This is a genomic window from Streptomyces sp. NBC_00353, from assembly GCF_036108815.1.
Taxonomy (GTDB): Bacteria; Actinomycetota; Actinomycetes; order Streptomycetales; family Streptomycetaceae; genus Streptomyces.
Window position 1 is genome coordinate 4,774,116 of record NZ_CP107985.1, and the last position, 26,018, is coordinate 4,800,133.

At 70.7% G+C, this 26,018-nt stretch carries 25 protein-coding genes; 16 read left to right on the forward strand and 9 right to left on the reverse strand.

Annotated features, from left to right (window positions below):
- The first annotated feature begins 177 nt into the window (after window positions 1–177).
- The 4 genes from OHA88_RS21530 (at window position 178) to OHA88_RS21545 (ending at window position 4,390) form a co-directional block, all read left to right on the forward strand.
- Complete coding sequence (locus OHA88_RS21530) at window positions 178–3,144, forward strand: AfsR/SARP family transcriptional regulator (protein WP_328626697.1); 2,967 nt, start codon at window positions 178–180, stop codon at window positions 3,142–3,144.
- A gap of 211 nt (window positions 3,145–3,355) precedes the next feature.
- The gene (locus OHA88_RS21535) at window positions 3,356–3,547 is read left to right on the forward strand and encodes a hypothetical protein (RefSeq protein WP_030975677.1); all 192 of its coding nucleotides are present in this window, start codon (window positions 3,356–3,358) and stop codon (window positions 3,545–3,547) included.
- Between the two features lie 169 nt (window positions 3,548–3,716).
- Window positions 3,717–3,995, forward strand: a complete 279-nt coding sequence (locus OHA88_RS21540) for a hypothetical protein (RefSeq protein WP_328626698.1) — start codon at window positions 3,717–3,719, stop codon at window positions 3,993–3,995.
- Complete coding sequence (locus OHA88_RS21545) at window positions 3,992–4,390, forward strand: type II toxin-antitoxin system VapC family toxin (RefSeq protein ID WP_328626699.1); 399 nt, start codon at window positions 3,992–3,994, stop codon at window positions 4,388–4,390. The genes OHA88_RS21540 and OHA88_RS21545 overlap by 4 nt, the downstream gene beginning before the upstream one ends.
- A 15-nt stretch (window positions 4,391–4,405) precedes the next feature.
- Here the strand turns inward: OHA88_RS21545 and OHA88_RS21550 are convergent, their stop codons facing one another.
- A complete protein-coding gene (locus tag OHA88_RS21550) occupies window positions 4,406–5,968 on the reverse strand; it encodes a FadD3 family acyl-CoA ligase (protein ID WP_328626700.1) in 1,563 nt (520 codons plus the stop codon).
- A gap of 97 nt (window positions 5,969–6,065) precedes the next feature.
- On the opposite strand from OHA88_RS21550, the gene OHA88_RS21555 reads away from it, so the two are divergent.
- The 3 genes from OHA88_RS21555 to OHA88_RS21565 are packed head-to-tail and all read left to right on the forward strand — an operon-like array spanning window position 6,066 to window position 8,467.
- Complete coding sequence (locus OHA88_RS21555) at window positions 6,066–7,214, forward strand: lipid-transfer protein (RefSeq protein WP_328626701.1); 1,149 nt, start codon at window positions 6,066–6,068, stop codon at window positions 7,212–7,214.
- 1 nt (window position 7,215) lies between these two features.
- Window positions 7,216–7,656, forward strand: coding sequence for a Zn-ribbon domain-containing OB-fold protein (locus tag OHA88_RS21560; protein WP_328626702.1), 441 nt, complete (start codon window positions 7,216–7,218; stop codon window positions 7,654–7,656).
- A 31-nt stretch (window positions 7,657–7,687) separates the two neighbouring features.
- Entirely contained in the window at window positions 7,688–8,467 is a 780-nt protein-coding gene (locus OHA88_RS21565) for an enoyl-CoA hydratase/isomerase family protein (protein WP_328626703.1), read from the forward strand.
- Between the two features lie 51 nt (window positions 8,468–8,518).
- Here OHA88_RS21565 and OHA88_RS21570 read toward each other — a convergent pair whose 3' ends face one another.
- Complete coding sequence (locus OHA88_RS21570; RefSeq protein WP_328626704.1) at window positions 8,519–9,067, reverse strand: hypothetical protein; 549 nt, start codon at window positions 9,065–9,067, stop codon at window positions 8,519–8,521.
- A 193-nt stretch (window positions 9,068–9,260) separates the two neighbouring features.
- Here OHA88_RS21570 and OHA88_RS21575 point away from each other — a divergent pair, with 193 nt between their 5' ends.
- Window positions 9,261–9,947, forward strand: coding sequence for a hypothetical protein (locus tag OHA88_RS21575; protein WP_328626705.1), 687 nt, complete (start codon window positions 9,261–9,263; stop codon window positions 9,945–9,947).
- A gap of 73 nt (window positions 9,948–10,020) precedes the next feature.
- On the opposite strand, the gene OHA88_RS21580 is transcribed toward OHA88_RS21575, so the two are convergent.
- The gene (locus OHA88_RS21580) at window positions 10,021–12,432 is read right to left on the reverse strand and encodes an outer membrane protein assembly factor BamB family protein (RefSeq protein ID WP_328626706.1); all 2,412 of its coding nucleotides are present in this window, start codon (window positions 12,430–12,432) and stop codon (window positions 10,021–10,023) included.
- Window positions 12,433–12,603: 171 nt separating this feature from the next.
- Window positions 12,604–13,626 carry a VOC family protein gene (locus tag OHA88_RS21585; RefSeq protein ID WP_328626707.1) on the reverse strand — a complete coding sequence of 341 codons (1,023 nt, stop codon included), beginning with the start codon at window positions 13,624–13,626 and terminating at the stop codon, window positions 12,604–12,606.
- A gap of 296 nt (window positions 13,627–13,922) precedes the next feature.
- Here OHA88_RS21585 and OHA88_RS21590 point away from each other — a divergent pair, with 296 nt between their 5' ends.
- Window positions 13,923–14,570: a TetR family transcriptional regulator gene (locus OHA88_RS21590; RefSeq protein ID WP_030975659.1), complete on the forward strand. Its 648-nt coding sequence runs from the start codon at window positions 13,923–13,925 to the stop codon at window positions 14,568–14,570.
- A gap of 120 nt (window positions 14,571–14,690) precedes the next feature.
- On the opposite strand, the gene OHA88_RS21595 is transcribed toward OHA88_RS21590, so the two are convergent.
- Together OHA88_RS21595 and OHA88_RS21600 are read right to left on the reverse strand one after the other, a co-directional pair.
- Window positions 14,691–15,182 carry a nitroreductase family deazaflavin-dependent oxidoreductase gene (locus OHA88_RS21595; RefSeq protein WP_328626708.1) on the reverse strand — a complete coding sequence of 164 codons (492 nt, stop codon included), beginning with the start codon at window positions 15,180–15,182 and terminating at the stop codon, window positions 14,691–14,693.
- Entirely contained in the window at window positions 15,182–16,414 is a 1,233-nt protein-coding gene (locus OHA88_RS21600) for an acyl-CoA dehydrogenase family protein (protein ID WP_328626709.1), read from the reverse strand. The genes OHA88_RS21595 and OHA88_RS21600 overlap by 1 nt, the downstream gene beginning before the upstream one ends.
- Window positions 16,415–16,553: 139 nt before the next feature.
- Between OHA88_RS21600 and OHA88_RS21605 the strand changes: the two genes are divergently transcribed.
- The 6 genes from OHA88_RS21605 (at window position 16,554) to OHA88_RS21630 (ending at window position 21,426) form a co-directional block, all read left to right on the forward strand.
- Window positions 16,554–17,735, forward strand: a complete 1,182-nt coding sequence (locus OHA88_RS21605; protein WP_328626710.1) for a thiolase C-terminal domain-containing protein — start codon at window positions 16,554–16,556, stop codon at window positions 17,733–17,735.
- A 137-nt stretch (window positions 17,736–17,872) separates the two neighbouring features.
- The gene (locus tag OHA88_RS21610) at window positions 17,873–18,232 is read left to right on the forward strand and encodes a DUF805 domain-containing protein (protein ID WP_328626711.1); all 360 of its coding nucleotides are present in this window, start codon (window positions 17,873–17,875) and stop codon (window positions 18,230–18,232) included.
- A gap of 255 nt (window positions 18,233–18,487) precedes the next feature.
- On the forward strand, window positions 18,488–19,174 hold the full coding sequence (locus tag OHA88_RS21615; protein WP_328626712.1) for a pyridoxine/pyridoxamine 5'-phosphate oxidase: 687 nt from the start codon (window positions 18,488–18,490) through the stop codon (window positions 19,172–19,174).
- A 103-nt stretch (window positions 19,175–19,277) separates the two neighbouring features.
- A complete protein-coding gene (gene htpX, locus OHA88_RS21620) occupies window positions 19,278–20,186 on the forward strand; it encodes a zinc metalloprotease HtpX (RefSeq protein WP_328626713.1) in 909 nt (302 codons plus the stop codon).
- 18 nt (window positions 20,187–20,204) lie between these two features.
- Window positions 20,205–20,789, forward strand: coding sequence for a PspA-associated protein PspAB (gene pspAB / locus OHA88_RS21625; RefSeq protein WP_328626714.1), 585 nt, complete (start codon window positions 20,205–20,207; stop codon window positions 20,787–20,789).
- 34 nt (window positions 20,790–20,823) lie between these two features.
- Entirely contained in the window at window positions 20,824–21,426 is a 603-nt protein-coding gene (locus OHA88_RS21630; RefSeq protein ID WP_328626715.1) for a DUF1707 SHOCT-like domain-containing protein, read from the forward strand.
- Window positions 21,427–21,460: 34 nt separating this feature from the next.
- On the opposite strand, the gene OHA88_RS21635 is transcribed toward OHA88_RS21630, so the two are convergent.
- Together OHA88_RS21635 and OHA88_RS21640 are read right to left on the reverse strand one after the other, a co-directional pair.
- Complete coding sequence (locus tag OHA88_RS21635) at window positions 21,461–21,871, reverse strand: Zn-ribbon domain-containing OB-fold protein (RefSeq protein WP_328626716.1); 411 nt, start codon at window positions 21,869–21,871, stop codon at window positions 21,461–21,463.
- Window positions 21,868–22,320, reverse strand: coding sequence for a DoxX family protein (locus tag OHA88_RS21640; RefSeq protein WP_328626717.1), 453 nt, complete (start codon window positions 22,318–22,320; stop codon window positions 21,868–21,870). The genes OHA88_RS21635 and OHA88_RS21640 overlap by 4 nt, the downstream gene beginning before the upstream one ends.
- Before the next feature lie 172 nt (window positions 22,321–22,492).
- Between OHA88_RS21640 and OHA88_RS21645 the strand changes: the two genes are divergently transcribed.
- A complete protein-coding gene (locus tag OHA88_RS21645) occupies window positions 22,493–23,710 on the forward strand; it encodes a flavin-containing monooxygenase (RefSeq protein ID WP_328626718.1) in 1,218 nt (405 codons plus the stop codon).
- Window positions 23,711–23,831: 121 nt separating this feature from the next.
- Here the strand turns inward: OHA88_RS21645 and OHA88_RS21650 are convergent, their stop codons facing one another.
- Entirely contained in the window at window positions 23,832–25,799 is a 1,968-nt protein-coding gene (locus OHA88_RS21650) for an Ig-like domain repeat protein (RefSeq protein WP_328626719.1), read from the reverse strand.
- Window positions 25,800–26,018: the final 219 nt, after the last annotated feature.

Sequence of the window (26,018 nt, forward strand, 5' to 3'; positions counted from 1 at the left end):
CCACTGCTGACGTGTCCGCCCATAACAAGGCAGACTGTTGAGCGCGATAGCAACGGTAGGGCGCAATCCGGATCCACCCGGCGCACATGGGTGCACCGGTGGACATTCCGAGCAGAAGCACCAGCGGGACCAGCGTGACCGGCAGGACTGGCGGGGCGAGCAGGACAGGGGGCATCAATGGACCGTGACAACGGGCCACGCGTGCGTGTTCCGGAGCAGCGGGCTCCGCAGCAGCAGACGGCCGACACCGACCTCCGCTTCGCCGTACTCGGACCGGTACGCGCCTGGCGGGGCGGCGAACCGCTGCCCTCCGGCTCACCGCAGCAGCGAGCCCTGTTGACCGCCCTGCTCCTGCGCGACGGCCGCACGGCCACCGCCGCCGAACTCATCGACGCCATCTGGGGCGAGGAGCCGCCGTCCCAGGCGCTCGCCGCCGTACGGACATACGCTTCCCGGCTGCGCAAGATCCTCGACCCGGACACGCTGATCAGCAACGCCGGCGGATACGCGATACGGACCCGGCCCGACGCGCTCGACCTCACGGCGGCGCAGGAGCTGGCCGCGGACGCGGAGAAGGCGCGGGCCGGCGGCGACCGGTCCCGGGCCCGCGCCCTGATCAACGAGGCACTGGCGCTGTGGGACGGCGAGCCGCTGGCCTCCGTCCCGGGGCCGTACGCCGAGAACCAGCGCACCCGGCTGGAGGAGTGGCGGCTCCAGCTCACCGAGACCCGGCTCGACCTCGACCTGGAGCTCGGCTGCCACGCGGAGGCGGTCTCCGAACTGACCGCGCTCACCGCGGCGCACCCGCTGCGGGAGCGGCTGCGCGAACTGCTGATGATCGCCCTGTACCGCAGCGGCCGTCAGGCGGAGGCACTCGCCGTGTACGCCGACACGCGCCGGCTGCTCGCCGACGAACTCGGCGTGGACCCGCGCCCGGAGCTCTCGCAGCTCCAGCAGCGGATCCTGCAGGCCGACGAGGAACTGGCCCACCCGGCCGACGAGGCGGCGCCCGCACCCGCCGCCGTCCGCCCGGCCCAGCTCCCGGCCACGGTCCCGGACTTCACCGGCCGCGTCTCCTTCGTCCGCGAACTGGGCAACCGGCTGGCGACGGCCGAGGGTTCGGTCATGGCCGTGTCGGCGCTGGCGGGAATCGGGGGCGTGGGCAAGACGACGCTGGCCGTGCACGTCGCGCACCAGGCGCGCCCGCACTTCCCGGACGGCCAGCTGTACGTCGACCTGCAGGGCGCGGGCGCACGCGCCGCCGAACCGGAAACGGTCCTGGGTGCCTTCCTGCGCGCCCTGGGCACGGCCGACTCGGCGATCCCCGACTCCCTGGACGAACGGGCCGCGCTGTACCGCTCCACGCTCGACGGCCGCCGCATCCTGGTCCTCCTGGACAACGCGCACGACGCGGCCCAGATCCGCCCGCTGCTCCCCGGCACGGCGGGCTGCGCGGCCCTGGTCACGAGCCGCGTCCGCATGGTCGACCTCGCGGGCGCGCACCTGGTGGACCTCGATGTGATGTCCCCCGAGGAGGCGCTCCAGCTCTTCACTCGCATCGTCGGCGAGGAACGGGTCAACTCGGAGCGCGAGGCGGCCCTGGACGTGGTGGCCGCGTGCGGCTTCCTCCCTCTCGCCATCCGCATCGCCGCCTCCCGCCTGGCCGCCCGCCGCACCTGGACGGTCTCGGTCCTGGCGGCGAAGCTCGCCGACGAGCGCCGCCGCCTGGACGAACTCCAGGCGGGCGACCTGGCGGTGAAGGCGACGTTCGAACTCGGCTACGGCCAGCTGGAGCCGGCCCAGGCCCGCGCGTTCCGGCTGTTGGGTCTGGCGGACGGCCCGGACATCTCACTGGCGGCAGCGGCGGCGCTGCTGAACCTGGAGGTGCATGCGGCGGAGGACGTACTGGAGTCCCTGGTCGACACGAGCCTGCTGGAATCGGCGGCGCCGGGCAGGTACCGCTACCACGACCTGGTACGGCTCTACGCGCGTGCATGCGCGGAACGCGACGAGCAGCCGCCGGAGGAGCGGGAGTTGGCGCTGTCGCGGCTGCTGGACTTCTATCTGGCCACGGCGGCGGGGGTGTATGCGCTGGAGCGGCCGGGGGATCGGCTGGTGGACCACTTGGAGCCGACGAGCTATCCGGGCCTCGCATTCGCGGACCGGCACGCGGCGCTGGACTGGCTCTACGCGGAAGCCGGCACGCTTCTCGCCTACGTACGCCAGTCGACCGGCCCCGGCACCTTGCGCCGGGCCGTGGACCTTCTCTGGGCGGCGCTGGATCTGGGCGAGTCCGGTGCCAACTCGAAACAGTACGAGACCACCGCTTTTGCCGTACGGGACGCTGCCCGCACCTGCGACGACCGACGCACTGAGGTGCGCGCTCTGGTCACACTGGCCGATGTGCACCACACGTCGGGACGCTTCGACCAGGCCGAGCAGGAGGCAGAGGACGTCATGCGGCTCGTCGAAGCCGACCTCGATCCGTTGCCCGGCTGCTGGGCCCCCAACGCTCGCGGCATCATGGCGCTCTACCAGAGTCGGCACGACGACGGCGAGACATATCTGACCCGAGCCATCGACAGCTTCCGTCGGATCCAGGACCGGCCGGGCGAGGCGAGCGCGCTGTGCAACTTGTCGCGCATTCACCTGGCCACGGGCCGCACCGGCAGTGCTGTGTCTCTGGCCCAGCAGGGCATAGACATATACGACAGCCTGGGTCATGCCCTCCGAAGTGCCAACGGTCGCTATGCGCTCGGCATGGCCCTCACGCAGAGCGGCCAGTTCACCGCCGCCACGGAGAGACTTCTGGAAGCACTGGACGTCTTCCGGGACAGCCGCCAGCGCCTGTGGGAAGGGATGACTCTCTTCAGGCTCGCCGAGGTCGACCTCGCTGCCGGATGCTCGGCCGATGCCGCGACCAAGGCCGAGCAGGCTCTGACCGCGCTGCGAGGCATCGGTGGCGAATGGCGGAGGGGCAACGTGCTCACCGTGCTCGGGCGCGCTCTTGGGGAGATCGGGCAGTTCGGGCGCGCTCAGGTCTGCTGGCACGAGGCCCTGGCCATCTACGAGGAACTGGGTTCGCACGAGGCGGCCGATGTGCGCACCCTGCTGTCTGCCGTTGCCTCCGTGACGGCTGCGTAGGACGCCTGCCGGAGGCGTTCATCGTTCGTTTATCACGACCCGGCACTCTTCTTCTCAGTCGATCCGTCGCGTCGGGGGGCAGACGGGGCGACAGACGGCCGCGGCACTAAAGTGAGCGGCCCTTGAAAGGCCCGTCCGGCAGTCCACGGGGGAACAGCCGGGCGGGCCTTGCCCACCCATCACGAAGAAATGCCAAGGGGAGCAGATCAACATGGCTGACGCGACGAAGAAGGACACGGAGATCAAGCCGCAGGACATGCACGCCACGGGTGGTGACGCCGACCAGATCACCACTCAGGACATGCACGCGACCGGTGGAACGATCAAGCCGCTGGACATGCACGCCACGGGCGGTACGGCCACGACCGACGACATGCACGCGACGTCGGAGCCCACGAACTAGATCTACTTTTCGGCGGGGGTACGGGGGACGGCCGCGGCGGCGCGGAGGGGGAGCCGTCGCGGCCGCCGCGCGTTCATCACCTTGACCACATTCGCGTCGATGCCGCAATCCTCGCGCGCGCCCTCGAATCTCGCCGGCCTTATAGCATTGGAAATGCTAAAATAAGTCCATGGCCGATAACCCAGACTTCGCACCCGGCGACGGTCCCAGCAGCGGCATCTCCGTATCCCTTACCGCCGGAACCCTGCGTGCGATCCGCGAGCGGGTCGGCAAGCGGGGTGTCTCCGCATACCTGGAAATGGCCGCGCAGCGCCAGATTGAACGCGACAATCTGGACGAACTCCTCGCCGACTTCGAGAAGGTCAACGGACCAGCCGATCCGGGCGCAGTGGCTGACAAGCGCGCCAAGCTCACGAGCAGCCCGCCCGAGACCGGAGCAGCGGCGTGAGCGGTGCGTTGGTACTGGACAGCGAAGGGCTCGCGCAGGCCGTTCAACGGGGCCGAGATGTCCAGGAATGGCTGGAGGCCGCCCGCGATGCGGATCTTCCGGTCATCACCTCGGCAGCGGTGCTGGTCGAGGTGATCCATCCGCGCATCAACCACGCCGCGCTCCACTGGACGCTGTCACGCCTCCGCGTCGAACCGGTCAGCCACGCTCTCGCACAGACCGCTGCGACCCTGCTCCGGGACGCCGGACTGCACGGCCACAAATACGCGATCGACGCGATGCTCTGTGCGACCGCCCTGGCGCACCCCGGCCGCGTGACGATCCTGACGTCCGACGTGGAGGACATCCGACTGCTCACCGCCGGCCATCCCCGGGTGGCAGCGGAGAAGGTCTGATCGATCAGGCGCCCCCTACCTCTGTCCCCGCCCCCGCAGCTCCCCCTTCACCACCTTGCCGCTCGCGTTCCGCGGCAGCTCGTCCACGAACTCCACCGTCCTCGGGACCTTGTAGTTCGCCATCTCCCGCCTCGACCAGGCGATCAGGTCGTCGGCCGTGAGCGTCGCGCCCGGGCGACGGACCGCGTACGCCTTGCCGACCTCGCCCAGCCTGGGGTCCGGGATGCCGATCACCGCCACGTCGGCCACATCCGGGTGCAGGCCCAGGAGTTGTTCGATCTCCGCGGGGTACGCGTTGAAGCCGCCGACGATGAACATGTCCTTGATCCGGTCCGTGATGCGCAGGTTGCCCGCCTCGTCGAGGATGCCTATGTCGCCCGTGCGGAGCCAGCCGTCCGGGGTGATGGTGGTGGCTGTGGTGCCGGGGTCCTCGAAGTAGCCCTGCATCACGTTGAAGCCGCGGACCAGGACCTCGCCGGGGGTGCCGGGGGCCGCCAGGACGCGGACCTCCGTGCCGGGGATCGCGCGGCCGGAGGTGGAGGAGATCACGTCGGGCCGGTCGCCGCGGCGGCACATCGTGACGATGCCGCTCGCCTCGGAGAGGCCGTATGCCGTGAGGACCGTCGCGATGCCGAGCTCCGTGCGCAGGCGTTCCACCAGTTGGAGCGGGACGACCGCCGCACCCGTCACCACCAGGCGCAGGGCCGAGAGGTCGTGCGCACCGCGCGCCGGGTGGTCCAGCAGGGACTGGTGGAGGGTGGGTGGGCCGGGGAGGACCGAGATGCGTTCGGCGGCGATGTTCGCGAGGACCGTGTCCACGTTGAACACCGACTGCGGGATCATCGTCGCGCCCCGCATCAGGCACGCGATGATGCCCGCCTTGTAGCCGAAGGTGTGGAAGAACGGGTTCACGATCAGATAGCGGTCGCCCTCGCGCAGGCCCGCCAGCTCGCTCCAGATCGCGTAGCAGCGCAGAGTCTGGGTGTGGGTGATCACGGCGCCCTTGGGACGGCCCGTGGTGCCGGAGGTGTAGATGATGTCGGAGGGGGACGAGGGGGCGATCGCGTCCGCTCGCGCCCGTACCTCCGCCGGAGAGATCCGCTCACCCGTCGCCAGGAAGTCCTTCCAGGTGACGTAGGACTCGGGGGCCGCGTCCGCCAGCACCACCACCCGTTCCAGGTGCGGGAGTTCCACCTCCGCCCGGCGCAGCGACGCCACGTACGACGTGCCGAGGAACGTGCCGGTGATGAAGAGCAGCTTCACCCGGCTGCGCTGCAGGATGTACGCCGCCTCCGTGCCCTTGAAGCGCGTGTTGAGAGGGACCAGGACCGCGCCGGCCGTGACCGCTCCGAGCGCCGAGACGATCCAGTCGAGGGTGTTCGGCGCCCAGACCGCGACCCGGTCCCCCGGCTCCACGCCCGACGCCATGCACGCGGCGGCGGCTCGCTCGACGCGGTCGCCCAGTTCGGCGTACGAGATGCGGGTGCGGCCCTCGACGACCGCCTCCCGGTCCCCGTACCGCCGCGCCGCCGTCCGTACCAGCCCCGGGATGCTGCCCCATTCCTCGTCGCCGCGCATCGCATGCCCTCCCGCCGAACCGCAATAGCTGACTATCCGTCAGATTAGCTGTAGCCTCTGCGGCTGTCAGCAGTCATGACGATCGCGGAGGTGGCGGATGGCGACGCTCAAGGACGTGACGGCGATAGCCGGGATCGGGCAGACGGCCTTCGCGAAACACCTTCCCGAGTCCGAGAAGACCCTGGCCTGCCGGGCGATCGTCGCGGCACTCGACGACGCCGGCATCGCCGCGTCGGAGGTCGACGCGTTCGCCTCGTACACGATGGAGGAGACCGACGAGGTCGAGGTCGCCAAGGCGATCGGCGCCGGTGATGTCACCTTCTTCTCCAAGGTCGGCTACGGAGGCGGGGGTTCGTGCGCGACGATCGCGCATCTCGCCGCCGCTGTCGCCACCGGGCAGGCGAGTGTCGGGGTCGCCTGGCGGTCACGGAAGCGCGGCTCGGGGCCCCGGCCCTGGAAGAACACCACCGTGCAGCTGCCGACCCCCGCCCAGTGGACCCGCCCGTACGGCCTGCTGAGGCCGGCCGACGAGATCGGGATGCTGGCACGGCGGTACATGCACGAGTACGGGGCCACCCGCGACCACCTCTTCAATGTCGCGCTCGCCTGCCGCAACCGCGCCAACCAGAACCCCGACGCGGTGATGTACGAACGCCCCCTGACCCGCGACATGTATATGACCTCGCGCTGGATCAGCGAGCCGCTCTGCCTCTTCGACAACTGTCTGGAGACGGACGGGGCGCTGGCCTGCGTCATCGTCTCCGCCGAACGGGCCCGCGACTGCCGGCACAAGCCCGTCCACATCCACTCCGTCGCCCAGGGCCTGCCCGCCCAGCACCACGGGATGGTCAACTACTGGAACGACGACCCGCTCACCGGACCCGCCTGGACAGCTGCCCGGCAGCTGTGGAAGCAGGCCGACTTCGGTCCGGACGATGTCGATGTCGCGCAGATCTACGACGCGTTCACCCCGCTCATCCCGCTCTCCCTGGAGGGCTACGGCTTCTGCGGGCGCGGCGAGGGTGCCGCGTTCACCGAGGGCGGGGCGCTGGAGAGCGGCGGCCGGCTGCCCATCAACACGGGCGGCGGTGGACTCAGCGAGGGGTACGTGCACGGATTCAACCTCATCAACGAGGGCGTGAAGCAACTGCGCGGCACCTCCACCGCCCAGGTGCCGTCCGCCGCCACCTGCCTGGTCACCGCCGGTGAGGGCGTTCCCACCTCCGCCGTACTGCTGAGGAGCTGACATGGAATCGCTGTTGCTGCCCGTCGTCGACGAGGACGGCGCGCCCTTCTGGGAGTACACCGCCCGGGGTGAACTCCGCGTCCAGGCGTGCGCCGCCCCCGACTGCGGCAGGCTCCGCTTCCCGCCCCGGCCCTGCTGCCCGCACTGCCGGTCGTTCGAGAGCGAGTGGCGGGCGATGAGCGGGCGCGGGCGCATCTGGTCGTACGTGGTGCCGCATCCGCCGCTGCTGCCCGCGTACGCCGCACAGGCCCCGTACAACGCCGTCGTCGTCGAACTCGCCGACGCCCCGCACATCCGGCTGGTCGGCAATGTGGTCAGCGGACCCGACGCGCCGCTGAACTCGGTCGATCCGGGGAGGTTGCGGATCGGGGCGTCGGTGAAGGCGGTCTTCGCACCGGTGAGCCCGGAGCTGACCGTGGTCCGCTGGCAGTTGGAGCGATGAGGGGCAGGAGACATGTGGTGAGGGGACGACGATGACACTGCGGACGGAGACCGACAAGAAGACCGGGGTCGCGGTCGTCACCCTCGACCGGCCCGAGAAGCTGAACGCGATCGATCTGGCGACGGCCGATGAACTGGCCGGTGTCTGGCGGGCGTTCCGCTCCGATGACGAGGTCCGGGCCGTCGTCGTGACCGGCGCGGGCGGGCGCGCCTTCTGTACGGGTCTCGACCGGGACGTGGAGGTGCCTCAGCCCTCGTCCCCGTACACGATCGACGATCCGCTGATCGCGATCGGGCCGAAGGCGAACGACCTGTGGAAGCCGGTGATCGCCGCCGTGGAGGGGATGGCGTGCGGCGGGGCGTTCTATCTGCTGGGCGAGGCGGAGTTCGTCGTCGCATCGGAGGAGGCGACCTTCTTCGACCCGCATACGACGTACGGCATGGTCAGCGCGTACGAGGCGATCCACATGGCGCAGCGGATGCCGTTCGGGGAGGTGGCCCGGATGTCCCTGATGGGTACGGCCGAACGGGTGACGGCCCGCCGTGCCTACGAGACCGGGCTGGTCAGCGAGGTGACGGCGCCCGGCGGCGCGGTGGAGGCGGCGGTGCGGGCGGCGGACGTGATCGCGTCGTATCCGACGGAGGCGGTGCAGGGGACGGTACGGGCGGTGTGGTCCGCGAAGGAGGCCGCGAGGTCGCAGGCGCTGGCCCATGCCCCGCAGCTGATCGCGCTCGGGAACCTGCCGGTGGAGCGGCAGGGGGAGCTGTTCAGGGGGCGGGGGCGGGGCAGCGGGGAGTTCCGGCTGCGGTGACGCGAGGCCGGAACTCCCGCTGCGGTGAGCCGGAGCCCCCGTCCGCTGCGGTCAGTAGCTGAGTTCGGCCTCGGCCCGGCACTTCTTCACCCGGGACACCTTGCCCGGGCTGTCCATCCGCACGGAGACGGTCGCGCTGTCGACTCCCGTCAGCTCCACGTTCGCCTGGCCGGTGTCGACGGTGTTGCCACGCGCGTCGAGGAAGGTGACATCGACCTCGTACATGTGCGTGCCGAGCTCGCTCGAACTGACCCGGACGGTGGAGGAGGTCACAGCCCGCCGCTTGCCCTTGCGGGGCTGGGCGCAGCGGATCACGGTCGCCCCGGGCTCGTCGGTCGCCGTGGCGCCGGGGGTCGCGGTCTCGTAGGTGGAGCTGCCGGACGAGCTGCTCGACGAGTCGTCGTAGATGTCGTCGTCGTAGTCGTTGTGGTGGTAGCTGCCGTTGCTCTTCTTGGAGTTGGAGCAGCCCCCGCCGCTACTGCTCGAACCGTGGCTCCTGCTGCCCCGGCTCTTGCCGCCGTGGCTCGACGTCGAGAAACCGGTGAGTGCGAGCACCACCACGACCAGAACCGCCGAAAGTTTCAGATGCTGCCGCATCATCGATGCAGCCCCCCTTGATTTGTTGTCATGTCGCTGTCCACAGACCGCGCGACACCGTAGCGCATGGCCTATGCAGGAACAGGTGCCAGGCCGGTCCGCCCCTGGTGGCGAGGGTCTGCGGCCGGGCGTAGCGTCGACGCCGAGAGCGGTGCAGATCCACGACGCCGATCCGCACACCCGCAGGAGGCCGACGATGATCCGCAACATCCTCGGCTCGATCGTCGCTCTCGCAGGAGCGGCGGCCGTCGTGCTGAGCCCCTTCCGTGTCTGGTACGACGGCCGTCTCGGGCGCCATTACCGGGTCGCGGACCTTTTCAACGGCATCAGTGGTGCGCAGCCGGGTCCGTTGGCGTCGATCTGGCTGCCGTTTCTGTTCGCGGCCGCCGTGGCGGCGGTGGGCGTGGTGCTGCGATCGCGGCTGCTGGTGGCCTGCGCGGGCGTGATCGTGCTCGGCTTCACCGTGCTGTGGATGGTGCGGCAGGGGCAGGTGGCCGGGAACCTGACGGTGGCGGCGGACGGGTCCGGGCTGCAGCTGGGAGTGGCGTATGCGGCGGGCGGCGGGGTGCTGCTCCTGCTGGGCGCGCTGCTGATGTCGGGACGGCACGGCAGTGGCAGTCGCCTCGGCCGCAGGGCCCGCAACCAGCCGTACACCGCGCCGGGGGCGGAGGATCCGGATACCTGGCCGCCGACGCAGGAGCCGGGGCCGTCGGTGCAGACGAGTCCGTGGCCGGAGCCGGAGGTCGACCCGTACACGGGTCCGGACACGCACGGGAAGGACCAGGACACAGCGCCGTACCCGGTGCAGGGGGAGGGCCCTGACACAGCGCCGTACCCGGTGCAGGGGGAGGGCCCTGACACGCGACGCCCTCCCCGGCCGTGACACGTCCCCGGTGCAGGGTTTCCGTCCTCGAACGCCGGACGGGCGGGAAGCGGCCGCTGAGTGGCCGCTTCCCCTACGCCCGTGCTCTGTTCCCCGTACCCGTTCCCTTCAGCGCGTCCAGCGCGTACACGCAGCGGTCCTTGCTGCACGCGTACACCACGCCGCCCTGCGCCACCGGTGAACCGGTGATCTCGCCGCCCGTCGCCAGCTTCCATCTCAGCTGGCCACCTGCCGCGTCCAGCGTGTACAGCACGTGGTCGGCGGAGCCGAAGTGGACCCGGCCGTCGGCCACGACCGGGGCGCCGACGACCTCGCCGCCCGCGGCGAAGCGCCACTTCGGGGTGCCTGTCACCGCGTCCAGCGTGTAGAGCGCGTGGCCGCTGCCGACGTGGACGTTGCCCGCTGCCACGAGCACCGGTTCGATCGACTGGCGGGCCTCCGTCGCGATGCGCCAGCGGTCCTTGCCGGTCGACGCGTCGAGCGCGTACACCGTGCCGAGGTAGTCGGCCAGGTACACCCCGCCGCCTGTGACCGCGGGGCCCGGTGCATAGGCCGGTGGGGAGAGGAAGACCGCGGGGGACTCGAAGTGCCAGCGCACCCGGCCCGCCGCGATGTCGACGGCGAGGACCCGGGTGCCTGCGGCGATGTACACGTAGCCGTCCGGCGCCGGGGTCACCCGGACGGGCACCCCGCCGCAGGAGGCCGCGTCGCCGATCGGGTACGACCAGCGCTCGATGCCCGTGCGGGCGTCGACGGCGCGCAGCCGGGCGTCCTGCCACAGGTACACGGTGCCTTCGTGGATCGCGGGCCCGGCCTCCGCCGTCTCGAAGTCGGTCTGTACGCCGCTCGTCTCCCACAGCTTCTCGCCGGTGGACGCCTCCCACGCCTGGACGCCGCCGCCACGCGTGCCGGTGACGACCGTGCCCCGGTCGGCCTTGAGGGAGTACACCCAGGCGTCCGTCTGCAGCCGCCACCGCTCGGCGCCGGTCAGCGCGTCCAGGGCGTACAGCGAAGGGCCGTCGGAGCCGTGGATGCGGCCGCCGTCGAGCGCCATCGACCAGGCCACGTCACGGGTCTTGAACTGGCGCCGGCCGTTGCCGACGTCCAGGGCATGCACCTCGAAGGACGTCACGTACAGCAGGTCCCCGGCGACAACCGGCGTGCCCCACACGTCGTTCGACATCCGGAACCGCCAGGGCCGCCAGCGGTCCGGCCCGGCGGGGGCCGCTTCAGGGGCGTGCGCCGGAGCGGGTACGGGCGAGGCGGCGGCCGGGGCCGTGCCGTTCAGCCCGGCGGGCGGGCGCACCCAGCCGGTCGTGGGACCGGCCTCGGCGCCGGCCATGGCACGCACGTCACCGGCGCGCGGCCCGGGCCCGATCGGCACCTTCGCACCGCTCAGCCGCACCGGACCGCCCCCGTCCGGAGCCTGAACGGGCGACGGGGAGAAGGAGGGTGCCGGGGACGGGGATCTCAGGTCCGCACCGCTGCGCCACGCCGGCTCCCAGTCCGCGCCCGGCGGGCGATGGGGCGGCGGGGGCGCCGGAGCGGGCGCGGGTGCGGGTGCGGACGCCGCGGGTGGCGCCGTACGCCCTCCCCCGCGCCGCTGCTCGATCATTGCCGTGGCCGATGTCGGCAGCCAGGCCGACGCCGTACCGCTGTCGTCGCTGCCGGAGGCGAAGAGGTGCGGGGCCAGCTGGGCCTGCAGATCGGCGGGGCTGGGCCGCAGCGCCGCATCCATCTGCATACAGGACTCGATCAGGGGCCGCAGATCGTCGGGCAGGCCCTCCACATCGGGGCCCTCCCGCAGCAGCATGAAGACCGTCTCGACCGGGTTGGCCCCATGGAACGGCGCATGACCGGTGGCGGCGAACACCAGCGTCGAGCCGAGCGAGAAGATATCGCTGGCCCCCGTCACACTGCGCGAGTCCCGCGCCTGCTCGGGCGACATGTAGGCGGGGGTGCCGACCGCCACGTTGGTCATCGTCAGCCGGGTGTTGGAGACGCCGGACGCGATCCCGAAGTCGATCACCCGCGGGCCGTCCTCGACCACCAGCACGTTCGACGGCTTGAGGTCGCGGTGGACCAGGCCCGCGCCATGGATGGACTGCAGGGCCTCGGCGATCCCGGCGGCCAGCCAGCGCACCGCCTGGGTCGGCATCGGACCGCACTCATTCACTATTTCCTCGAGCGAGGGAGCGGGCACGTACGCGGTGGCCAGCCACGGCACTGCGGCGCGCGGATCGGCGTCCACCACGGCCGCCGTGTAGAACCCGCTGACCGCCCGGGCGGCCTCCACCTCGCGCGTGAAGCGGACCCGGAACAGCTGATCCTCGGCAAGTTCTGTACGTACGGTCTTGATCGCCACCCGTCGGCCCGACGCCGAGCGGGCGAGATAGACCAGCCCCATGCCGCCGGCCCCGAGCCGTCCGAGTACCTCGAACGGGCCGATCCGTCTCGGGTCGTGCTGCGTCAGCTGCTCCACCACTTACCTGCCACCTCCCCGTACGGACCTCAGCAACAGAGGCCCGCGAAAAACCGCCCCGTGCAGGGTCTGACCACTGGGCACCACCCGGCGGTGCGCACCCCGATTGTTGCTGGCTGAAGCGATGGTTGCGAACCCGGGGGCGGATCGGGGTGTCACATGTCACTCTGCCCTCTATCGGGACACCGGGGGCTGAAGTACGGCGAACTCGGCACCCTGATTGTCGTGCAGGACCGCCATCCTCCCGTACGGGATGTCGAAGGGCGGCACGGAGACCCGTCCGCCGAGGTGGACGCCGGTCTCGGCCGTGGCGTCGCAGTCCGCGACGGCGAAGTAGTTGAGGAAATAGCTGGGCATCTCGGCCGGGAACGCGTCGGTGATGACGCTGCGCCCGCCGATCGCGGTGTCGGGGCCCGGTTCGGTGCCTGCCGGGGACCACATCCGGAAGTCGGCCCCGGGCATGTCCGCGCCCGATCCGCCGATACCGGACTCGACCGGGCCGGACTCGGGCGTCTCGGGCGTCTCGGGCTCAGGAGTCTCGGACTCAGGGGGCTCTGACTCAGGGGGCTCGGACTCGGGGGTCTCGGACTCACCCGTGCCGGGTTCACCGGTCCCGGCCTCGGTCGAACCGGGCCCGCCGGTGCCGGGCTCCTTCGTTCCGGACTCGCCCCTGCCCGACTCACCCATGCCGGCCGCGCCGAGATCCGTGCCACGGAATCCGAAGACCCGCTCGTAGAACGCGTCCACGCGGTCCTTCTGCCGGGTGTACACCTCGGTCCAGCAGAAGGATCCCGGCTCGTTCTGCTTCTGGAACCCGCTGCGGTCCCCCGCCTGCCAGAGTCCGAAGACCGCGCCTCCGGGGTCGGCGGCCTGCGCGAGCACCCCGGCGCTGCCCACCCTGACGGGTTCGGTGATCACCTGGCCGCCCGCCTGCCGGATCCTGGTGACGGTCGCGGCGATGTCGTCGGTGGCGAAGTAGATGCCCCAGGCGGTCGGCATCCGGCCGTCCTGCTTGGCGGCCAGTGCGGCAACGAGCTTGCCGCCGCTGAGGGCATCGACACCGGAGCCGCCCCTCTCCACCTCCTCGCCGGCCCGGAAGGTCCATCCGAAGAGCTCACCGTAGAAGCGCTTGCCCGCTTCGAGGTCGGGGAGCTGCACATCCACCCAGCACGGCGCGGAGTGCGCGAATGCGGCCATGGGCCCGGATCCTTCCGCAGTAGTGACGCTCGTCACACCCAAAGTAGCCGCGCGCCGTCCGCACCGCGCTGCAACGAGCAGTCGAACACACTCTCGATATTGGAGTCCCCTGCCCACCGCGTCACGGAAAGTTATCCACGGAAGTTGTCCACAGGCTGTTGATAACACAATTCAAGCTGTGGATCGGATCCGCCGAAATCCGGCCACTTGCCCCACACCACCCCACCGCACCTGCGGAACTCCCCATTTGCAGTCGGCCGAATCGCGCTCCGATCACCCCTCGGTAAGCTGACGGCATGACAGGACAAGTGCGCACCGTCGACGGCCGCGTGGCCGGTCGACGCGGACAGGCGACGCGGCAGAAGCTGCTCGACTGCCTCAGCGAGATGCTCAGCTCCTCGCCGTACCGGGACGTCAAAGTCATCGACGTCGCCCGGAAGGCAGGGACTTCACCCGCGACCTTCTACCAATACTTCCCCGACGTCGAGGGCGCCGTCCTCGAGATCGCGGATGAAATGGCCAAGGAGGGCGCCGGGTTGACGGAACTGGTCGCAGGCCGCTCCTGGGTCGGCAAGTCCGGCTGGCAGACCGCCGAAGAACTCGTCGAGGGATTCCTCGACTTCTGGCGGCGCCACGACGCGATCCTGCGCGTGGTCGACCTCGGCGCGGCCGAGGGCGACAAGCGGTTCTACAAGATCCGCATGAAGATCCTGAACTCGGTCACCAACTCGCTTACGGATTCGGTGAAGGATCTCCAGGCCAAGGGCAAGGTCGACAAGGACATCAGCCCCGCGGCGATGGCGGGCTCACTGGTCGCGATGCTGGCCGCGGTCGCCTCGCACCAGAAAGGCTTCCAGACCTGGGGTGTCAAGCAGGCCGAACTCAAGCCGAACCTGGCGCTGTTGGTGCACCTGGGCATCACCGGCAAGAAGCCGACGAAGTAGCGCCGGCTCCCGGCTTCCCCTTCCGCTCCGGGCACCGCACGGCCATCCCGGGCTGCCCATGTCCTGTCGCGCCGACGGCGGACCACGCAATGTGGTCCGCCGTCGGCGTATCCCCGCGCCTCATGAAGTCGCGCGCCGCTGCAGCCGGAAGAGCCGGATCTCCCGCTCCACCCGGGCCTGGTACGTGGCGTACGGCGGCCAGAACCTCAGCGCCGCCTGCCACACCTCCTCCCGTTCCGCGCCGTCCAGCAGCCGGGCGCGTACCGCGATGTCGCGTCCCTTCCAGTTGATGACGGCGTCGTCCGGATGGGCCAACAGGTTCGCAGTCCAGGCAGGATGACCCGTACGGCCGAAGTTGCTGCCGATGAGAATCCACGTCCCGTCACCGTGCTCCGGGGTGGGCATACAGGCCAGTGGGGTGGTCCGCAGCTGCCCGCTCCTCGCGCCGCGCACCGTGAGGATCAACCCCGGCAGCATCTGCGCGCTGAGCAGTACCTTGCCGCGGGTGAGCCGGTGGACGGTCCGGTCCATTGCGGGTATGACGTGCGGGGCGATCTTCGCGAAGGTGCGGGTCGAGGACACCTTCTGGATCAGCCGGACTCCGGGTGCCATCAGACCGCCACCTCCATGCGCGGGCCGTGCCCCTGCCCCTCTCCCTGCCCCTGGGTGTCCTGCGTGAAGAGCCCGGCCTGCTCGGCCGCGTGGTCGCGCAGCCGGTGGACCGGCCCGAAGAGCAGTTCGTCGGCGGCGGCCCGCTTGAAGTAGAGATGCGCCTCGTGTTCCCAGGTGAAGCCGATCCCGCCGTGCAGCTGGACGGCCTCGGCGGTGGTGATCCGCTGGGTTTCCAGCGCCTGGGCGAGGGCGAGCCCTCCGGCCGCCGGGTCCCAGGCTGCGTAGTAGGCCGCAGACCTGGCTGCCTGCACCCGCACGTACAGATCGGCGAGCCGGTGCTTCACGGCCTGGAAGGAGCCGATGGCGCGGCCGAACTGCTCGCGTGCCTTGACGTATTCGACGGTCCGGTCGAGTGCGCTCGCCGCGGCTCCGACCGCCTCCGCCGCCAGTACGGCGGCGGCGGTGCGCCCGACAGAGGCCAGGGCGCCCGCCGGGCCGGCCACATCGACCGCGTCGTCCGCGCCGAGCAGGTCCGCCGCGGTGTCGCGCAGTTCGATGCGGGCCAGCGGCCGGGTCTCGTCCAGCGAGGTCTGCCGGGTTCGGGCGAGCCCGGTCGCCGTGTCCGCGCGGACCAGGAAGAGGAGCGTACGGCTGCGCGGGAAGCCGCCCGCGTGGGCCGCGACCAGCAGCAGTCCGGCGCTGTGCCCGTCGAGGACCCGCGCGGCCTCCCCGTACAGCCGCCACCCCTCCCGGCCGGACCGGGCCTGTACGCCACCGGCCCGCCCGCCGCCCGCCCAGGCGCCGCCGGTGGTGTCGCCGGTGAGACCGAGGGCGGTGGAGAGCGAGCCTCCGGGGACGGCGAGGGTCGCAGTCAGTTCACCCGCGGCGATGCGCGGCAGCAGGGCGGTGCGCTGGGCCTCGGTGCCGAGTGCGGCGATCAGAGGCGCGGCGAGCGCGGCGGTGGCGAGCAGCGGGGACGGCAGCAGCGCGCGGCCGGTCTCCTCGCAGGCGACGGCGAGTTCGACGGGCCCGCAGCCGACCCCTCCGTACTCCTGCGCGAGCGCTAGCCCCGGCAGCCCGAGGTCCTGGGCGAGTTGCCGCCACAGGGCCTCGTCATATCCGTGCGCGGTCCGCACGGCGCTCCTGACCTCGCCGGGTCCGCAGCGTTTGACCAGCAGTTCGCGCAGGGTGCGGCGGATCTCGTCCTGCTCCGCGGTGAAGGCGGCGTCCATCGTCGGGCTCCTTCCCCTCAGGGGCCGTAGGCCTCTGATCTGACGGGTCGTCATGCTAGGCGTGATGTTGTGAGAAACCCAGAGCCGCGCACGCGCTCACCCCACCCCCTCACGGCACATCTGATGTACCGTCAGATTCATGCCTTCCTCACCCTCCTCTCCCCCGCGCAAGGTCGCTGTCGTCGGCATATCCCTCGCGGACTGCGGACGCGTCGACGGCGCCACCCCGTACGCCCTGCACGCTCAGGCCGCCCGCCGGGCGCTCGCCGATTCCGGCCTGGACCGCTCGGTCGTCGACGGCTTCGCCTCCGCCGGACTCGGCACGCTCGCCCCGGTCGAGGTCGCGGAGTATCTGGGCCTCAAGCCCACCTGGGTGGATTCCACCGCGGTCGGCGGGGCGACCTGGGAGGTGATGGCCGCCCATGCCGCCGACGCCGTCGCGGCCGGCCGCGCCAACGCCGTACTGCTGGTGTACGGGTCCACGGCGCGCGCAGACATCCGGGCCGGGCGCCGCACGTCGAATCTCTCGTTCGGCTCGCGCGGCCCGCTCCAGTTCGAAGTGCCGTACGGGCACTCACTGATCGCGAAGTACGCGATGGCCGCCCGCCGCCATATGCACGAGTACGGGACGACGCTCGAGCAGCTCGCCGAGGTGGCCGTGCAAGCCCGCGCGAACGCGGCGGCCAACCCGGACGCGATGTTCCGGGACCCGATCACGGTGGACGACGTCCTGTCGGGCCCGATGATCGCGGACCCCTTCACCAAGCTGCACTGCTGCATCCGTAGCGACGGCGGGTGCGCGGTACTGCTGGCGGCCGAGGAGTACGTACCGGACACGGCGAAGGCCCCGGTGTGGATCCTCGGCACGGGCGAGTACGTCTCGCACTCCACGATGTCCGAGTGGGACGACTTCACGGTCTCCCCCGCCGCGGTCTCGGGCCGGCTGGCCTTCGGGCGCGCCGGGGTGCGGCCCGCGGACATCGATCTGGCCGAGATCTATGACGCCTTCACCTATATGACGCTGGTGACGCTGGAGGATCTGGGGTTCTGCGCGAAGGGCGAGGGCGGCGCGTTCATCGAAAAGGGTCGAATCGGTCGGTCCGGCGAACTTCCGGTGAACACCGACGGGGGTGGGCTTTCGGCCTGCCATCCTGGGATGCGCGGGCTCTTCCTCCTAGTGGAGTCCGTCCGCCAACTCCGTGGTGAGGCGGGGAAACGGCAGGTCAGAAGGGCAGACGGCAGCTTTCCCGAGCTGGCCGTTGCCTCGGGAACGGGTGGCTGGTTCTGTTCCTCGGGCACGGTCGTGCTGGGCCGGGGCTGAGAAGCCCAGATCCGGGCGGGCGCTGCCTGAAAGCGCTCTCTCTATAACTTTTTGACCCGGGCACCTCAAGCCTCTAGGTTCTGGCGTCCAGGCTCGGTCCAGCGAGGACGAGCTTCCATCGTCCTTGGGGGGACAACATGCACTGGTATCTCGATGTCCTGAAGAAGTACACGGTGTTCAGCGGCCGTGCGCGCCGCCAGGAGTACTGGATGTACGCGCTGTTCAACGCCATCGCTGCCATCGTCGCGTTGGTGCTCGACCTGGTGCTCGGCACGTTTCCGATCATCATCGCGATCTACTACCTCGCCGTCCTGCTGCCCAGCCTCGGTGTGCTCGTGCGCCGCCTGCACGACACCGGTCGCTCCGGCTGGTGGGTGCTGTTCGCAGCCATCCCCCTGGCGGGCCCGATCACACTGCTCGTCTTCCTGGTATCCGAGGGCGAGCGCAGCGACAACGCGTACGGCCCGGACCCGAAGTCCGGGTACGCCGCGGCCTAGTGGGTCCCGCGGTCGGCCCGCCGTCCGACCGCACGCATGACCGCATGACCGTGCGCTCACCGCTCTGGGCGCACACCACACAGGGCGTCGCCCGGCAACCCACTGCCGGCCGACGCCCTGTGGGCGTCCGGCCACGGCCGCGCTCCCGGGGATCGTCGTCCCCCACCCGGTCCTCGGCGCCGAAGGACTCGTCCGCCTCATACCACCGCGCACCGACCCGGCGGCCCCGCGCCCCGGCGGGCATGATGGGGCCGCATGACCGATGTGACGCCTGATCCGCACTCCGCCCAGCAGGCCTTCCGGGACCTCCTGCACGCCCAGCGGGTATGGGACGTCGAGCTGCCCGCGTTCGATCCCGCCGCCGCGCCCCTCACCCCGCTCCCCCTCTTCCACGCCTGGTTCGCCGGGGCGGTGGCCGCCGGACAGGCCGAGCCGCACACCATGACGCTGGCCACCGTCGACGCCGAGGGACACCCGGACCTGCGGACGCTGATGCTGCACGACGCGGACGACCGTGGCTGGCACTTCGCCACGCACGCCACCAGCGCGAAGGGCCGCCAGCTCGCCGCGCACCCGCACGCGGCGCTCGGCTTCTACTGGCCCGCGCAGGGGAGGCAGGTGCGGGTACGAGGTCCGGTCACCGCCTGCACCCCTGCCGAGAGCCGGGCCGATCTGCATGTCCGCTCGACCGGGGCGCTGGCGTCGGCGCTGGTGGGACGGCAGAGCGAGGTGCTCGGCTCGTACGAGGAGCTGAACCGCGCCTCGGACGCCGCCTGGGAGCGGGCACAGGCGGAACCGGAGGCGGACGTGGCGAGCTGGACGCGGTACGTGGTCGAGCCGCGCGAGGTCGAGTTCTTCCAGGGTGACGCGAGGCGGCGCCACATCCGGCTGCGCTACCGCCGGGACTGCGGGGTGTGGGAGCGGGAGCTGCTGTGGCCGTGACCGGCCCGTCCGACTCACTCGTTCCGTCCGGTTTCATTCCGCTTATCGGGTTCCGACGTAAAAGGAGCACTATGGGAGACAGGTGAGTTGCTGGAGGCATTCCATGACACGAACCCGTTCCCGCTACGCCCCCGACCACGGTCTGACCACGCGCATGGTCACCACCATGTTCCTGATCGGACTGCTGTACGTGATCCTGGTGGGCGTGCTCCTCGCGGTGCTGCGGGGCGCCTGGCCGATCATCCTGATCTTCACCGGCGGCCTGTTCATCGCCCAGTTCTGGTTCAGCGACCGCATCGCCGCATTCAGCATGGGTGCCCGCGAGGTCACCCCGGAGGAAGCACCCGAGCTGCACGGCACCGTCGACCGGATCTGCGCCCTGGCGGACATGCCGAAACCCCGGGTGGCCATCGCCCGGAGCGACGTACCGAATGCCTTCGCCACCGGCCGCGGCGAGAAGACCGCACTCGTCTGCGCCACCACCGGGCTCCTGCGCAGACTCGAACCCGAGGAGCTGGAAGGCGTCCTCGCGCACGAGATGTCGCACGTCGCCCACCGGGACGTCGCCGTCATGACGATTGCCTCGTTCCTCGGCGTCCTGGCCGGCATCGTCACCCGCGTCGCCCTCTGGGGCGGCTTCTCCCGCAGCCGCAGCAGCGACCCCGTCGGCATCGCGATCATGCTGATCCCGTTGATCAGCGCCGTCGTGTACTGCCTGAGCTTCCTGCTCACCCGGCTGCTCTCGCGCTACCGCGAACTCTCTGCCGACCGCGCCGCCGCCCTCCTCACCGGCCGCCCCTCCGCGCTCGCCTCGGCGCTCACCAAGGTCAGCGGCCAGATGGCCAGGATCCCGACGGAGGACCTGCGGAAGGCGGAGCCGTACAACGCCTTCTACTTCGTCCCGGCGTTCTCCTCGAAGGAGAGCCTCAGCCGGCTGCTCTCCTCCCACCCGACCCTCGAACAGCGCCTCGACCAGCTGGCCCGCATCTCCGCCGAACTCGCCCGCCCGTAAGGAACCAGGGAGTCCGCAGTGGGTCTTCTCGACACCATCCTCGGCCGCAGCAAACCGGTCCGCCCCGACCTCGACCAGCTCTTCGCCGTACCGTCCGCCGCCCTCACCCTCCAGGCGGGTGCCGGCTTCACCCCCACCGGACTGGGCTCGGTCTGCTTCGCGGGGGTGGAGGGCGGCACCTTCGCCCGTATCCGGCAGGACGTACAGGAACTGCTCGACGCGGACACGGACCGGGGCGGCATCCCGGTGGAGTTCAGCCAGGACACGTACGGCTACACCTGGCTGCTCTCCCGCCGCTCCCCCGACGATGTGGCCGCCCTGGTAAACGACCTGCACGCGGTCAACACCCTGCTCCAGGACGGCGGCTTCGGCCCGCAGTTGCTCTGCTCGCTGATCGGCTTCCAGGACGCCGAGGGGCGGTCTCTGGCGCTGGTCTACCTGTACAAGCGCGGCACGTTCTATCCGTTCGCCCCGGTGCGGGGCGGCGGCGAAAAGCGCGACAACCAGTTGGAGTTGCAGATCAGGGCGACACTCGGGGACGACCTGCGGGTCGAGAAGGATCTCTCCCGGTGGTTCCCGGTCTGGGGGGCGCCCGGACTGTGAGCCGGGCGCCGAGCCGTTCCGTATCATCAGGTTCATGACTGCTGAGCGCCCGAACTCCGTCAGTCGGCTGCGCGCTTCCGACGCCGACCGTGAAGCGGTGGTGGACCAGTTGAGGGAGGCCGCGGCCGAGGGCCGTATCGACCTCGACGAGCTGGATACCCGGCTTGGCCAGGCGCTGGTCGCCAAGACCTACGCCGAGCTGACGCCCCTCACCGCCGATCTCGGGCCCGCGCCGCAGGACGCGGGGAAGCCGCTGGTCCTCAAGGGCGGCATCCACGGCGCGGTGCGCACCGGGCGCTGGAAGGTGCCTGCGCACATCGATGTGGACGGCGGCATGGGCGGCGCCAGGCTCGACTTCACCCGGACCGACTGCCGACTGCGCGAGATCGAGCTGGAGGTCAACGGGCAGATGGGCGGGGTCAGGATCATCGTGCCCGCGGGCTGGGCCACGGAGACCGACGAGATCGATCCCGGCCTGGGCGGCTTCAAGGACCGGACCACGGACGAAAGGCTCCCGGGCACCCCGCTGATCCGCGTCACCGGCACGGCCGGCATGGGCGGCGTGGTCATCCGCCACCCCAACGTCTGGGAGCGGTGGAAGCTGCGGCGCGCGCTGCGGCGCAGCAAGTCGTTCTGAGTCGTGCCGGGCGAACGGCCGAGTCGGGGCCGGCTCACGGCCGGAAGACCGGGACTGCCTCGCCGCCCTCCTCCTGCCGGAAGGTGACGCGCAGTTCCATACCGATGCCGAGGTCGGACTCTGCGCAGTCGACGATCTCCGTCATCATGCGCGGCCCCTCGGCGAGGTCGACGACGGCCGCCGTGTACGGGACGCGGGCGCCGAACGGCGGCAGGTCGTTCCGATGGACGACGGACCAGGTGTAGAGCGTGGCACGGCCGCTCGCCCGCTCCCAGGTGACGTCCTCGCTCCAGCAGCGCGGGCAGAACTCGCGTGGGTAGTGGTGGGCCCTGCCGCAGGCGTGGCAGCGGCGCAGCAGCAGGTGCCCCTCGGCGGCCGCGTCCCAGTAGGGCCGGGTGAAGTCGTCCGGTTCGGGCAGGTCGAAGCGGGGGGCGGCCGTGGTCATCCGAAGAGTCCGATCACGTCGTCGAGGGACCAGACCTGCCAGGACATGGCGAAGAGGGCGACGAGGGAGATCAGCGCCATCATCGCGTTCTGCCCCTGCTCGGCCCAGTCGTGGATCATCAGCACCAGGTAGAGGAGGTTGAGAAGCAGTCCGCCGAGGAGCGCGACGGGTGTCAGAAAGCCGGCGATCAGGCCGAGCCCCAGGGCGAGTTCGGCGTAGACGACGAGGTAGGCCATGGCCTTGGGGCGGGGCGCGACGATCCGCTGGAAGCCGGTCCGTACCGCCGCCCATCGATGTTTGCCCGCGACGTCCGCCGCCCAGGCGATTCCCGTACCGCGCTCGAACCAGCCCTTCTTGTCCTTGTGCCGCCAGCTCTCCAGCCACCACAGGCCGAGCCCTATTCGAAGGACGGCGAGCCACTCGGCTCCGCCGAGCCAGATCGTCTGCATCGGGGCCCCTCCCACTCAAGGGATCTGACGGTACGTCAGTTCACCCGATCCGGCACCGCCGCGCAAGAGGTGCACAGGACACGGGCCGGACGCACACACTCGTGATCAATTCGCAATCGATTCCGGTCTTGACCGAGACCCATCAAGTAATCGGGCGATTACGCTCCGATCCATGCCCAACAGCACCTCCACCTCCGGCAGTAGTCCCGTGCCCGCGCCCGCCCCCGCGCCCACCGACACCACCGAACACCGGCCCGTCTACGTCGTCGGCGGCGGTCCCGGCGGTCTCGCCGCCGCGGCGGCCCTGCGCGAGCAAGGAGTACGGGCCGTCGTGCTGGAGAAGTCCGGAAGCATCGGCGCGTCATGGCGAGGCCATTACGACCGGCTGCACCTGCACACCACCCGACGCTGGTCCGCGCTGCCGGGGCTCGCGATGCCACGCCGGTTCGGACGCTGGGTGTCCCGCGACCATGTGGTGCGCTACCTGGAGAAGTACGCCGAACACCACGAGCTGGAGGTGGTGACGGGCGTCGAGGTGACCCGCATCGACCGGGCGGCCGACGACACCGGGTGGCAGCTGACCGCGACCGGCGGCCGGGTGCTGACCGGGCGAGCCGTCGTCGTGGCCACCGGCTACAACCACACCCCGCGGATCCCGGACTGGGCCGGCCGCGACACCTTCGCAGGCGAGCTGGTGCACGCCCGCGACTACCGCAACCCCGCCCCGTACGCGGGCAAGGACGTCCTCGTCGTCGGGATCGGCAACACCGGCGCGGAGATCGCCGTGGACCTGGTGGAGGGCGGCGCTTCCCGGGTACGGATCGCGGTACGCACCGTTCCGCACATCGTGCGCCGCTCGACGGCGGGCTGGCCCGCCCAGGCGACCGGCATCCTGGTCCGCAGACTGCCGGTGCGGCTGGTCGACCGGGCCGGCCGGCTGATGGCCAAGGCCGCCGTGCCCGACCTCGCCGAACAGGGTCTGCCCCGCCCGGACACGGGCCTCTATTCACGGGTCAAGGACGGCGCCATCCCGGTCCAGGACGTGGGGCTGATCGACGCCGTGCGGGGCGGCCGCGTGGTGCCGGTGGCAACGGTTGAGTCGTTCGACAAGGAAGCGGTCGTGCTGGCCGACGGGACCCGGATCACCCCGGACGCGGTGATCGCGGCGACCGGCTACCGGCGGGCTCTGGAACCGCTGGTCGGACACCTCGACGTGCTGGACGCACGCGGGCGGCCGGTGGTGCACGGCAGCCGCACACCGAAGCACGCACCCGGGCTCTACTTCACCGGGTTCACCAATCCGATCAGCGGCATGTTCCGCGAAATGGCCCTGGACGCACGGAAGATCGCCAGGAAGCTGGCGAAGGACACCGGCCACCGCCGCCCCTGACCCGGACCTTTTGGCCGCGTCGACATCACCACCGGGCAGCCCGCGGGCCCGCCTGCCCGGCAATCCGTGCATGGAGAAGGGCCTCCACAGCCGTGGAGGCCCTTCTCGCTTCTGCCGGGCCCTACTTGGTGAAGGTGAAGTACTTCCAGGCGCCGTGGGTGGTGGAGTTCACGTTGTCGCCGGAGGAGTTGTTGACGTAGGAGGAGCGCATGCGCATCCGGTAGCCGGTGTCGTGCGTGCCGCCGAGCGTCACGACGGACTTCCCGCTGGTGCCGAGCTTGAAGTACTGCCAGCCCGCGTCGTACCACTTGCCCTGGTAGTAGATCTCCAGGCTCAGCTTCTGGGAGCGGCCCTTGTAGTACGTCATGGTCGTGGTGAAGACCGGGTCGGTCTTCTTGTGGAAGTACGCGTACGAGGTCGAGCCGATCTTCGCCGTCTTGTACTGCTTGGCGACCGACGTGGAGACCTTGACCTTGGCGTACGCGACGGACTTCGCGGTCTTCGACGCGTAGCGGGCGTCGCCCGCGAAGACGGCGGTGACCGTGGTGTCACGGGTCATGTCCACGGTGGCGGACAGGTTGCCCTTGGAGTTGACCGTGCCCCGCTTGACCAGCTTCTTCGGCTTGTCCGTGCCGAACGGGTCGGCCCAGATCTCGACCGTCCGGTTCTTGTACGTCGTACCGAGGTGCGCCGTGAACGAGACATCGGCGCCGTACGAGTACAGGGCGCCGTTGTGGTTCAGCGTCAGCGAGGGCGTCGCCCGCGAGACGGCGACCGAGGCGGACGCGGAGGCCGTGGTGTGCGTGGCGTCACCTGCGTACTGCGCGGTGTAGGTGACATCACCGCCTGCGGGCGGGGTGTCCGTGAACGAGAACGCGCCGTTCGCGGCGACCGTGCTCGTACCGAGCGACTTGCCCTTCGGGCTGTCGAGGTCGGTACGGATGACCGTGACCTTCGCGTCCGCCGGGAACGGCTTGTCGGAGGTCAGCCTCCCGGTGGCGTCGAGCTGCTTGCCGCGGGTCGCCCGGGCGGGAGCGGAGACGGTCGCCGTGACCGGGTAGCGGGCGGCGTCGTCGAGGACGCGGAGGTACGTCTTGCCCTGTCCCCGGGCGATGGCGAACAGCCGACTGCCGTCCGGCGCCCAGCTCAGCCCCTGGGCGGCGATGATGTCGCCACCGGACGCGGACGCGCCGTACGTGTACGTGCGGAACGGCTCCGTCATGCCCGGCTTGAAGACGAAGACGTCCTTGTCGTACGGGCTGTCGGCGGCCAGGGCGACCGTGCCGTCCGGTGCGATGGCGGCGGAGTCGGGGCCGTACGCGTCGATCGGGTAGCCGCCGGTGCGGGTCAGGTCACCGGCGTTGATCGCGGTCGCCTCGTAGGAGGAGGTACCCGAGGTGGTGACGATCTGCGCGCCGTCGGCACTGAGCGCGAAGTCCGCCATATCGCTGCGGGCATCGGCCTGCGTCCCCTCCTTGCGCAGGACGGGGGCGCCGGTGGACACGTCGTACACGGCCAGCTCCGACCAGGTGCCGTGGAATCCGAGCACCAGGGTGTTCCCGGCGGACTCCAGCTCGGGGGCACCGGTCCACGCATTGCCGGGGAGCTGGTCGAGAGCGATCTCGGGGGTGCCCTGCGCGGGGTCGAACGAGCCCAGGTTGCGCGAGGACTCCTGCCCGTACGCGAACCAGACCCGGCCGCCCGCCACCGCTACGGTCTGCGGATCGGTGTTCTCGCCGGTGGCGTACCGGGCGGCCGCGGTCGAGCCGGTCGTCTCGATGGCCACGACGGCGTCGGCGCCCGGGAGGGCCGCGTAGACGAATCCGGAGTCGGGCGAGATCGCCAGATCCCGCACGCCGGAGAGATCCGGGACGGTTGCCACGACCTGGCCCGTGTAGTCGGTGACGACGACCTTGTTGCCGGTCGGGTCGCTGATGTACACCCGCTTGTGGACGCCGTCCACGGCGATGTCGCCGTACGAGGTGATCGGCAGGGCGCCGGCGGAGTCGGCCGCCGCCGGTCCTGCGGTGCCGACGGCCATGACCGTCGAACTGAAAAGGACCGCGAGCGCGGTCGCCACGGTGCGCATGCGCACGTTGATGAACCCCCAGGGAGAAACCCGGTTCGGTCGGCCGGGTGACGAGTCGGGCCGCGCGACACCCACACATCGTCATGTGAAGAACGTGAAGACAACGTGAAGGGCGCGGCCGCACGCGCAGCGTATGTCATGACTGCGGCAAATGGGGAGAGGTTCCTGTGGGGCGGCTGTGCGGCCCGGGGCCCGACGCGCCGCCGGCCCCCGGACCTC